The sequence below is a fragment of the Paracoccus sp. DMF genome (assembly GCF_004407025.1).
In the GTDB taxonomy this organism is placed as follows: Bacteria; Pseudomonadota; Alphaproteobacteria; order Rhodobacterales; family Rhodobacteraceae; genus Paracoccus; species Paracoccus aminovorans_B.
The window spans coordinates 57,694-67,525 of the sequence record NZ_SOKV02000019.1 but is presented as its reverse complement, the minus strand read 5'-3'; the positions used below and the strand labels follow the sequence as shown (position 1 = coordinate 67,525).

Genomic DNA, 9,832 nt, shown 5'->3' with positions numbered 1-9,832 from the left:
GGCCGAGGCGAAGGCGCGCGGCTACGACACCAAAGTCATGCGCAAGGTGATCGCGCTGCGCAAGCACGACAAGGACGACATCGCCGAAGAGGAATGCATTCTCGAAATGTATAAAGCCGCTCTGGGGATGGGCTGACCATGGCGTCTCTTGAGCCCCTTCTCCTTCGGGATACCCAGGTGGCAGTCTTTTGGGTGTCCATCGAAACACCGTATGGAATCGGGTCAGGCAGGGGAAGTTTCCCCGCCCTATTAAGTGGGACGGCCTGACCGTATGGCACAGAAAAGATGTCGAAGCTTCGTCGAGAGCTTGGCGGGCTAGCTGGCGGGCCAGACAGGATGGCGACGCCGCCAGGCCAGTCATTTAAGGCTCTTATGCCTTGAAAATGGTGCGGGTGGAGGGACTTGAACCCTCACGCCCCAAGGGCAACGGATTTTAAGTCCGGTGTGTCTACCGTTCCACCACACCCGCAACAAAGAAACCCACAATCACAAGGACCACAAATGTTCAATACCCTCAAGAACAAACTCCACGCCATCGTGTCCCCGCGATGGCCCTTCAGATGCTCCAGCGCCAGGTGGGGGTGCGTACCTCGAACGAGCTCATCCTCCAGTTTGACGAGGCTCCGGACGACCAGCGTGACCAGAAGATTCAGGCGCAGCTCGCGGTCGGCCATGCTCGCACCGAGGTCCAGGAGTTGCGGCTGCTCAGCGACATCCAGAACACCGTCATCGCTGCCCTGAACCGCTGCGACCCGTGACGCCGACGCCGGCAAATGGAAGGGCGCCGCGCTGGAGCTGGAAGAGGACTGAACACTTCCTTCTTCGAGATCGCAGAGCCGAACAATAAGCTGGACGGGGCGAAACCGGGGCCACGAATAGGGCCACGGGGCCGGGGGAAGCGCCGCGTCTCTCGCTCGCAGCGTAGTCCGCCCAAACAATTTCAAGGCCTTGCGCGGAGCCAAGACCGAACGCATGGGGCTTAAACTCCCTGGGGCGCGCAAGCCTGTGCGGGTTCGAATCCCGCCGCCCGCACCAGCCGTGCCGCAAAGGCCCTCACGCCGGGACCGCAGGCAGCCATTCCCGGGGAATGGCCACCCGCGACCGCTGAGAAAGGGCAAGGAAAGATGCACCGGTTCACCCTTCCCTTCACCCGGAACGCCCTCACCACCACGCTTGGGCCATCCGGGGGCTGCTGCCCTTTCACGGCCAGAACTGCTTATCCCGGCGCGCGATTCGCCGCAAATATCAACCGCCCGCGTTTTTAAACAAATCTCCTTGGTTCACCCGCCGGGCTCGGCTAGGTTCGCGCCGAAATCGAACCCAGGAGAATGTCATGGCGCAGCGCCTGCACCTCGTCTTCGGCGGCGAGCTCGTCGATCCGGCCCGCACCGAATTCCGCGACACCAAGGACATCCATATCGTCGGCGTCTTCCCCGATTACGCCCAGGCCCATGCCGCCTGGAAAGCCGAGGCGCAGCGCACCGTCGACAGCGCCCACACGCGCTATTTCATCGCCCACCTGCACCGGCTGCGCGACGAGGAACGCGAGGTCAGCCCGACCGAGGAACTGGGAGCCTAGAGCCCGGGGCGCGCGCGGCTGATGCTGCCCTCGCAGGCGACCGCCTCGCTGGCGCTGTGGCTGCATCTGCGCCGCCGCGCCGCGCTTGGCACCGGGCCGGCCCCGACGCTGGAGCCGCCCCCGGGCCAGGGGCCGCTGCTGATCGTCCACCTGTCCGAACGCACCGAGGAGCCGGCACCGGCCGCTGCCATGGTGCGCGCCATCCTGGCGCGCCGCCCGGGGCTGCGGCTGGCCTTCACCGGCGCGGCGCCGCCGCCCGGGACGCTGCCGCCGGACCTGCCGGCCATCCACCTGCCCCGCCCCGCCGATCCGGCCAGCGCCCAGCACCTGGTCGAGACGCTGGCGCCGCGCGCGCTGCTGATCCTGGGCGACCAGTTGCCGGCCTCGCTGATCACCGCCATGGCCGAGGCCCGGCTGCCGGTGATCCTGGCCGAGGCGCGGCTGGTCGCCTATACGCGGCGCGGCTCTTGGCGCGGCGCGATCAATCGCGGGCTGATGCGGCGCGTGACCCGCATCCTGGCGCCCGACCTGACCGCCGGCGCCGCCGCGCGGCAGCTGGGCGCGCCCCCGGACCGGATCGAGCTGACCGGCCCGGTGACCGAGACCCGGCCGCCGCTGGCCGCCAACGAGGCCGAGCGCCGGGCGCTGGCGCATATCCTGGCCGGCCGGCCGATCTGGCTTGCCGCCTGCCCGACCCTGCCCGAGGCCAAGGCCGCGCTGGCCGCGCATCAGGCGACGCTGCACCACAACCACCGCGCGCTGCTGATCCTCGCCGGCCTGCCGGGGTCGCTGATCCCCGAGATCCTGGCCGAGGTCGAGGCGCTCGGCCTCGCCGCCATCCTGCGCTCCGAGGACGACGACCCCTCGCCCGACGACCATGTGCTGATCGCCGAGGACGACCACGAGATGGGCCTGTGGTATCGGCTGGCGCCGGTCTGCTTCATGGGCGGCACGCTGCTCAACGGCCCCGGCAGCCCGCCGCGCCATCCGTTCGAGCCGGCGGCGCTGGGTTCGGCCATCATCCACGGCCCGATCACCGATCCGCACGGGCCGGAATGGGTGCAGTTGGACGGCGCCTCGGCGGCGCGGCTGGTTACCGATGCGCCCGCGCTGTCGCGGGCGGTGGCCGATCTCTCGGCCCCGGACCAGGCGGCGATGCTGGCCGGCAACGCCTGGTCGGTCAGCACCGGCGGCGCCGCCGTGCTGCGCCGCATCGCCGACACCGTCATCGAGGCGATGGAGAACGGGGCATGAGCCGCCGCGCGCCCGATTTCTGGTTCCGCCCGCCGGGCGCGCTGGCCCGGGCGCTGGCGCCGCTCGGCGCGCTCTATGCCGCGGCCACCGCGCGAAGGCTGGCACGCGGGCCCCGCGAACGCCTGCCCGTGCCGGTGATCTGCGTCGGCAACCTGAACGCCGGCGGCACCGGCAAGACCCCGACCACGATCATGCTGGCCCAGCTGCTGCAATCGCGCGGCGTGGCGGTGCATGTCGTCTCGCGCGGCTATGGCGGGACCGAGAAGGGCCCGCTGCGGGTCGAGGAAAGCCGCCACAGCGCCGCCCAGGTCGGCGACGAGCCGCTGCTGATGGCGGCCTTCGCGCCGGTCTGGGTCGCGGCAGACCGGCGCGAGGGCGCGCGGGCGGCCGTGGCCGCTGGGGCGCAGGCGATCCTGCTCGACGACGGCTTCCAGGACCCGGCGCTGGCGCATGACCTGGCGCTGGTGGTGGTCGATGCGGCCAAGGGTTTCGGCAACGGGCTGTGCCTGCCGGCCGGTCCGCTGCGCGAGCCGGTCGCGCGCGGCCTCGCCCGGGCCGACCTGCTTCTGTCGATCGGCCCGCCCGCCGCGCAGGCCGGTTTCGCCGCCCGGCTGCACGCTCGGGTCCCGCATCTGACCGGCGCGCTCGCGCCGCTGCAGACCGGCATGGACTGGCAGGGCCAGCGCGTCATGGCCTTCGCCGGCATCGGCCATCCCGAGAAATTCTTCGCCACCCTGCGCGACCTTGGCGCCGATCTGGTCCGCGCCGAGGCGCTCGAGGATCACCAGCCCTTCACCCCGCAACTGCTGACCCGGCTCGAGGCCGAATCGCGGCTGGTCGGGGCGCAGATGGTGACGACGGAAAAGGACGCCGCCCGCCTGCCGCGCAGCTTCCGGCCCAAGGTGCTGGCGCTGCCGGTGCGACTGCAACTGGACGATCCCGCGCCGCTGCTCGACCGGCTGGCAAGCCTCGGCCTGTAAGAAGGCCCCGAAGGCGACAACGCCCCGGAGCCTTCGGCTTTCTCTGTTTTTCAAATACCCCTGCGGCGCTGCCGCCAGGCGCTCAGCCCTTGGCGGCCAGCTTGGCGTCGATGATCTTCTTCATCTCGTCCCAGGGCTGGTTCGAGACCTTCTCGCCGTCGATGACGAAGCTCGGCGTGCCTTCGACCTTGTCGGCGGTGGCATGGGTCTGGAAGGTGGTCACCAGGTCCGCGACCTTCTGCTTGTCGTTCCAGCAGGTGTCCATCTGCTCGGGCGTCATGCCGGCCTTGGCGCCGACCTTGCGCAGGTTGGCCGAGATGTCGTCCATGGTCTTGCCATCCAGCCAGGTCTTCTGCTCGCTCATCAACAGGTCCGCGACGGCGTAATACCTGTCGTCGCCGCCGCAGCGCGCCAGGATGCCGGCCCAAAGGCCCACGGCGTCGAAATAGACGTCGCGCTGGATGAACTTCACCTTGCCGGTGTCGATGTATTCCGCCTTGAGCTTGGGCAGGTTCTCGTCATGGAAGGCGGCGCAATGCGGGCAGGTGAAGCTCGCATATTCGACAATGGTGACCGGGGCATCGGCCTGGCCCAGCACGATGTCGGGCAGCACCTTGCCCTGCGGCATCTGCTCGGCGGTCTGGGCGTTCTCGGCCGGGGCGGGCGTCGCCTCCTGCGCCAGCGCGGGCAGCGCGGAGACGGTCAGCGCGGCCGTGGCGGCAGCGATGAAAGAGCGGCGGAACAGCGTCATGGATTGGCCTTTCGGTCGTTGATGTCCCGGCGGGACAGGATGTTCAGCGCCAGCTGCCGCATGGCGGCGGAAAGCGCGTGATTGTCGAAGCCTTCGGCGATGCCCTCGGCCTGCGCGACCCGGGCCGGGTCGGGCGGCGCGGCGCGGCGCGGCGCCGGGGAGAATTCGACCTGGCCCTCGGCGAAACCCGTCGGCGCGGTCTGGGTCAGCACGATGCGCGCCACGGCGTTGAAGCCGTAGCAGGCATTCACCTTGTCGCGGATCTGTTCCAGCTGCATCTGCACCAGCGGCGCGCGCGCCCCGGTCACCAGCAGCGTCAGCGTGGCGCCGAAGCCCTTGCCATGACTGATGCGGACCGGGCGGCTGTGGGCGGCGATCTCGGGGCCGACCACCTCGGCCCAATGCGTCAGCAGCCGCGCCACGGCAAAGCCGCGGCTCTCGCCCACGGTCTTCACGCGGGCGGCGACCAGCTGGGCTGCGGGCTCGAATCCGCGCATCCGGCGCTTGGGCTTGCTGTCGGGTCTGCTCTGGGCCATCTTGCGACGCTTGGTTCAACTTCGGCGCAGTCTGACCTGCGACGCGCCCGGACGCCAGAGAGATGAGGCTGAAAATTGCGTGACATGGCGGTGATCCCGCAGGAGCTGCTGGCCTGGTACGACCGCCATGCCCGCGTGCTGCCCTGGCGCACGCCGCCCGGCGGCGCCGGCGCCGACCCCTATCGCGTCTGGCTGTCCGAGGTCATGCTGCAACAGACCACCGTGGCGGCGGTGAAAGCCTATTTCGAACGCTTCACCACGCTCTGGCCCACGGTCCACGACCTGGCCGCGGCCGAGGATGCGCAGGTCATGGCGGAATGGGCGGGCCTGGGCTATTACGCCCGCGCCCGCAACCTGCTGGCTTGCGCCCGCACTGTCGCGCAACTGGGCGCCTTCCCCGACACCCGCGAGGGGCTGGCGGCCCTGCCCGGCATCGGCGCCTATACCTCGGCCGCCATCGCCGCCATTGCCTTCGACCGCCCCGAGACCGTGGTCGACGGCAATGTCGAGCGCGTCGTCGCCCGGCTTTTTGCGGTCGAGACCCCGTTGCCCACGGCCAAACCCGAACTCACCGCCCTGGCCGCCCGCCTGACCCCGCAGGAGCGTCCCGGCGACTTCGCCCAGGCCATGATGGACCTGGGCGCCACCATCTGCACGCCGCGCAGCCCGGCCTGCGGCATCTGCCCGGTGATCCCGCATTGCGCGGCCCGCGCCCAGGGCATCGCCGCGGACCTGCCGCGCAAGGCGCCGAAAAAGGCCAAGCCGCAGCGCCGGGGCACGGTCTGGATCGGCCTGACCGAGGATGCCGTGCTGGTCGAGACCCGGCCCGACAAGGGTCTGCTGGGCGGCACGCTGGCCTTCCCCTCGACCGGCTGGGACGGCTCCGACCTGCCGCCGCCCGCGCCGGCGGATTGGCAGGAACTGGGGCTGGTGCGCCATGTCTTCACCCATTTCGCGCTGGACCTGACCGTCGCGACCGGCCGGTTGACCGCGCCGCCGCAACGCGGCAATCTGGTGCCGCTCGGCCAGTTCGACCCCAGCGCCCTGCCCGGCCTGATGCGCAAGGCCTGGGCCCTCGCCCAGAACCCGTTCCCGGCCACAGCCCGCGACAACGCGCCGCCATGGCAAACCCCCGCAACACGCGATAGTTGAGCCCATGCAGACCGCCTTCCGTTCCCGCCTGATCGACGCCCTGCCCTTCTGGCTGTCCCTGGGCATGGTGCCGCTGTTCCTGGTCGCGCTGCGCTGGGGCGGCTGGTGGTTCGCGCTGATGCCGCTTTATGCCTGGTATCTGATGACCATGCTGGACGCAGTGCTGGGCCTGAACGAGGAAAACCCCGACACCGAGACGCCCGAATCGCAGCTGATCTGGTATCGCGCCATCACCGTGATCTGGTTCCCGGTCCAGGCGGCGATGATCTTCGGCGGCATCTGGTTCGCCACGCGCGGCGGGCTTTCGGGCTGGGAAAAGGCCGGGCTGTTCTTCGGCATCGGCGTCGCCTCGGGCACCATCGGCATCGTCTATGCCCATGAGCTGCTGCACCAGAGAAACAAGCTGGAGCGCTGGCTGGGCGATCTGCTGCTGGCCTCGACGCTCTATTCGCATTTCCGGACCGAGCACCTGCTGGTGCATCATTCCTGGGTGGCGACGCCGCGCGACGCGGTCTCGGCCCGCTACAACGAGGGCTTCTTCCGCTTCTTCCTGCGCGTGCTGATCGAATGTCCGGCCAGCGCCTGGGCGGCCGAGACCCGGCGGCTGACCCGCTCGGGCCGCTCGAAATTCGACCGCCGCAACCCGTTCTGGCGTTACGGCGCCTTGCAACTGGCGATGCTGGCGCTGGCGGCCGGCTTGGGCGGCTGGCAGGGGCTCTTGCTGTTCGTCTGGCAGGCCTTCGTCGCCGTCTGGCAGCTGGAACTGACCAATTACGTCGAACATTACGGGCTGACCCGGAAATACCTGGGCAACGGCCGCTATGAACACGTCCTGCCGCGGCACAGCTGGAATTCCTCGCATACCGCGACGAACTGGTTGCTGATCAACCTGCAGCGCCATTCCGACCACCATTACAAGCCCGACCGGCGCTTTCCCTTGCTGCAGACCTATTCGCAGGAAGAGGCGCCGCAGCTGCCGATGGGCTATCCGGCCATGACCTTCCTGGCCATGGTCCCGCCCCTGTGGCGGCGGCGGATGAACCCGCGCGTGCGCGCCTGGCGCAAGCAGTTCTACCCCGAGATCACCGACTGGCAGCCCTATACCAAGGTCCAGAACCCACCCCCGCGCGGCGCGCTCTGAAGGCCAAAAGGCCCCGTCCGGCGCAAGGCCGAACGGGGCAAGGCGGTCCCGGCCGCGCCAGAGCTCGCGGAACGTCGGGACTTGGCGAACCGGAAAGCTCAGTGCGGGCGGGTCTCGTCGCCCTCCATTTCGGCGCGGATCTGCTGGCGCAGGATGTCGATGGGGATCATCTTGCCCTCGCGGCGGAAGTGCCAATAGGTCCAGCCGTTGCAGCTGGGCGCGCCCTCCAGCGCCGCGCCGACCTGGTGGATCGAGCCCTTGACGTCATTGCCGATCAGGCTGCCGTCGGCGCGCACCTTGGCCTTGTGGCGGCTGTTCATCGAGAAAAGCTCCTCGCCCGGGCGCAGCATGCCGCGCTCGATGACCTGGCCGAAGGGCACGCGCGGCTCGGCGCGCTTGGCCTTTGTGGTGGCGATGGCCTCGCTGTCGAAGCGGCGCACGCGCGCCAGCCGCTTCTCGGCCACCTCGCGATAACCCGCCTCGCGCTCGATGCCGATGAAGTCGCGGCCCAGCATCTTGGCCACGGCGCCGGTGGTGCCGGTGCCGAAGAACGGGTCCAGCACCACGTCGCCGGGGTTCGTGGACCCGACCAGGATGCGGTGCAAGAGCGATTCCGGCTTCTGCGTCGGATGCGCCTTGGCGCCGCCCGCATCCTTCAGCCGCTCGCCGCCGGTGCAGATCGGCAGCACCCAGTCACTGCGCATCTGCACGCCTTCGTTCAGCGATTTCAGCGCCTCGTAGTTGAAGGTGTATTTCGCGCCCTCGGACTTCGAGGCCCAGATCATCGTCTCATGCGCATTGGTCAGCCGCTTGCCGCGAAAGTTCGGCATCGGATTGGCCTTGCGCCAGACCACGTCGTTCAGGATCCAGTAGCCCTGGTTCTGCAGCTCGGCGCCGACGCGGAAGATGTTGTGATAGCTGCCGATCACCCAGATCGCCCCGTCGGGCTTCAGGATACGGCGGGCAGCGGCCAGCCAGTCGCGGGTGAATTGGTCATAGGCGGCAAAGCCGGAAAACTGGTCCCAATGGTCGTCGACGGCATCGACGCGGCTGTTGTCGGGACGGTGCAGCTCGCCCTTCAATTGCAGGTTATAGGGCGGGTCGGCAAAGATCAGGTCGACGCTGTTTTCCGGCAGCGCGTTCATTGCCTCGACGCAGTCGCCGGCGAGAATCTGGTTCAGCGGAAGGGGTCGCGCCGAAGCGCGGGATTTGGTGTCTTGCTTGCTCATCACTGCCTCGGGTTTCGGCCGTTTGGTCGCCGATTGATTGAGGCGATAATGATTCAGACCCGATTCGCCGTCAAATTCTTTTTCGAATCAACAACTTGCGGTTTGATCTTTACACAAGATATTGTGGACGGGGGCAAAGCTGCGCCTATGATGTGGGGTTATCCCCAGATCTAGCAACGCCTGACGATGCGCCGGAGTCGGATAGCCCGCGTTCATTTCCCAGCCATAGCCGGGGTGCTGTTGCGCCAAATCCACCATGATGCGATCGCGCAACAGTTTCGCCACGATCGAGGCCGCAGCGATGGAAAGGCAGCGCGCATCGCCGCCGATCACCGCCTGCCCCGGCAGGTCCAGCTCGCGCGGCAGCATGTTGCCATCGACCAGCGCCAGGCAGGGCCGGCGCCGCAGCCCGGCCAGCGCCCGGCACATCGCCAGATGCGAGGCGCGCAGGATGTTCAGGCGGTCGATCTCTTCGACGCTGGCATGGCCCACGGCCCAATCGCAGCGCGCCATGATCTCGGCCGCCAGCGCTTCGCGCCGCTTTGCGGCCAGCTTCTTGGAATCGTCCAGCCCCTCGGGGATGCAGGTCACGTCCAGCACCACCGCCGCCGCCGTCACCGGCCCGGCCAGGGGCCCGCGCCCGACCTCGTCCACGCCGGCGACGATGCGCGCGCCGGCCCGCAGCGCCGCGGTCTCGAAACTGTAGTCCGGCAGGCTCATGCCTCGACGGTCACCGGGGCGATGGCGACCTCTTCCAGGTTCACGCCGCCGCCCTCGCGGTCCACGACCAGGAAATCCGCGGCCCGGTCCAAGGGCGTCAGCACGCCATGCCAGACCCCGGCGCGCAGGTTCACCCCCATGCCCGCGGGCACCAGGAAGGCCAGTGGTGCGCCGGGCCTGCCGCCCTCGTCCGGGGCGACGATGGACAGCCACGGGTCCGGCCCCAGCGGCACGAAGGCCTGCGAGCCCAGGGGATGACGCTCGAGCAGCGTGCAGTCATAGGGCAGGCTGACCGGCTCCGAGCGGAAGATCGAGATGATCGCCTCGCCGTCGCCGCGCTCGACCGTGGCCAGCGCATGATGCCGCTCGCAGCGGCCGGCGTTGATCATCTTCGAGGGCGCCTCGCGCGGCGCCAGCACATCGCCGAAGGGCGCAAAGGCCTCGGGGGTGATCGGCTGCATCCTGATCTTGCTCATCTTCCATGCTTCTT

The 9,832-nt window shown here is 68.9% G+C and carries 12 protein-coding genes and 1 tRNA gene; 7 read left to right on the top strand and 6 right to left on the bottom strand.

The window, feature by feature from the left end; translation table 11 throughout:
• On the top strand, nucleotides 1-136 hold a 136-nt coding region (locus E3D03_RS11880; protein ID WP_263567137.1), incomplete at its 5' end, for a DUF2312 domain-containing protein.
• A gap of 248 nt (nucleotides 137-384) precedes the next feature.
• Here E3D03_RS11880 and E3D03_RS11875 read toward each other — a convergent pair.
• A tRNA-Leu gene (locus E3D03_RS11875) sits at nucleotides 385-469 on the bottom strand.
• A gap of 91 nt (nucleotides 470-560) precedes the next feature.
• On the opposite strand from E3D03_RS11875, the gene E3D03_RS11870 reads away from it, so the two are divergent.
• From E3D03_RS11870 to lpxK, 4 genes are all read left to right on the top strand, one after another.
• The gene (locus E3D03_RS11870) at nucleotides 561-758 is read left to right on the top strand and encodes a hypothetical protein (protein ID WP_263567132.1); all 198 of its coding nucleotides are present in this window, start codon (nucleotides 561-563) and stop codon (nucleotides 756-758) included.
• 575 nt (nucleotides 759-1,333) lie between these two features.
• Nucleotides 1,334-1,579, top strand: coding sequence for a DUF4170 domain-containing protein (locus E3D03_RS11865; RefSeq protein WP_017998198.1), 246 nt, complete (start codon nucleotides 1,334-1,336; stop codon nucleotides 1,577-1,579).
• A 21-nt stretch (nucleotides 1,580-1,600) separates the two neighbouring features.
• The gene (locus tag E3D03_RS11860) at nucleotides 1,601-2,833 is read left to right on the top strand and encodes a 3-deoxy-D-manno-octulosonic acid transferase (RefSeq protein ID WP_263567131.1); all 1,233 of its coding nucleotides are present in this window, start codon (nucleotides 1,601-1,603) and stop codon (nucleotides 2,831-2,833) included.
• Entirely contained in the window at nucleotides 2,830-3,813 is a 984-nt protein-coding gene (gene lpxK / locus E3D03_RS11855; RefSeq protein ID WP_263567130.1) for a tetraacyldisaccharide 4'-kinase, read from the top strand. The genes E3D03_RS11860 and lpxK overlap by 4 nt, the downstream gene beginning before the upstream one ends.
• An 82-nt stretch (nucleotides 3,814-3,895) precedes the next feature.
• Here the strand turns inward: lpxK and E3D03_RS11850 are convergent, their stop codons facing one another.
• Together E3D03_RS11850 and E3D03_RS11845 are read right to left on the bottom strand one after the other, a co-directional pair.
• Nucleotides 3,896-4,564: a DsbA family protein gene (locus E3D03_RS11850; RefSeq protein ID WP_263567129.1), complete on the bottom strand. Its 669-nt coding sequence runs from the start codon at nucleotides 4,562-4,564 to the stop codon at nucleotides 3,896-3,898.
• The gene (locus E3D03_RS11845; RefSeq protein WP_263567128.1) at nucleotides 4,561-5,100 is read right to left on the bottom strand and encodes a DUF721 domain-containing protein; all 540 of its coding nucleotides are present in this window, start codon (nucleotides 5,098-5,100) and stop codon (nucleotides 4,561-4,563) included. The genes E3D03_RS11850 and E3D03_RS11845 overlap by 4 nt, the downstream gene beginning before the upstream one ends.
• 84 nt (nucleotides 5,101-5,184) lie before the next feature.
• Here E3D03_RS11845 and mutY point away from each other — a divergent pair, with 84 nt between their 5' ends.
• Nucleotides 5,185-6,252, top strand: coding sequence for an A/G-specific adenine glycosylase (mutY, locus tag E3D03_RS11840; RefSeq protein WP_263567136.1), 1,068 nt, complete (start codon nucleotides 5,185-5,187; stop codon nucleotides 6,250-6,252).
• Nucleotides 6,253-6,256: 4 nt separating this feature from the next.
• Entirely contained in the window at nucleotides 6,257-7,393 is a 1,137-nt protein-coding gene (locus E3D03_RS11835) for an alkane 1-monooxygenase (RefSeq protein ID WP_263567127.1), read from the top strand.
• Between the two features lie 98 nt (nucleotides 7,394-7,491).
• Here E3D03_RS11835 and E3D03_RS11830 read toward each other — a convergent pair whose 3' ends face one another.
• The 3 genes from E3D03_RS11830 to E3D03_RS11820 form a co-directional block, all read right to left on the bottom strand.
• A complete protein-coding gene (locus tag E3D03_RS11830; RefSeq protein WP_263567126.1) occupies nucleotides 7,492-8,622 on the bottom strand; it encodes a site-specific DNA-methyltransferase in 1,131 nt (376 codons plus the stop codon).
• A gap of 87 nt (nucleotides 8,623-8,709) precedes the next feature.
• Complete coding sequence (locus E3D03_RS11825; RefSeq protein ID WP_263567125.1) at nucleotides 8,710-9,342, bottom strand: ribonuclease HII; 633 nt, start codon at nucleotides 9,340-9,342, stop codon at nucleotides 8,710-8,712.
• A complete protein-coding gene (locus E3D03_RS11820; protein ID WP_263567124.1) occupies nucleotides 9,339-9,818 on the bottom strand; it encodes an ureidoglycolate lyase in 480 nt (159 codons plus the stop codon). The genes E3D03_RS11825 and E3D03_RS11820 overlap by 4 nt, the downstream gene beginning before the upstream one ends.
• Between the last annotated feature and the right edge of the window lie 14 nt (nucleotides 9,819-9,832).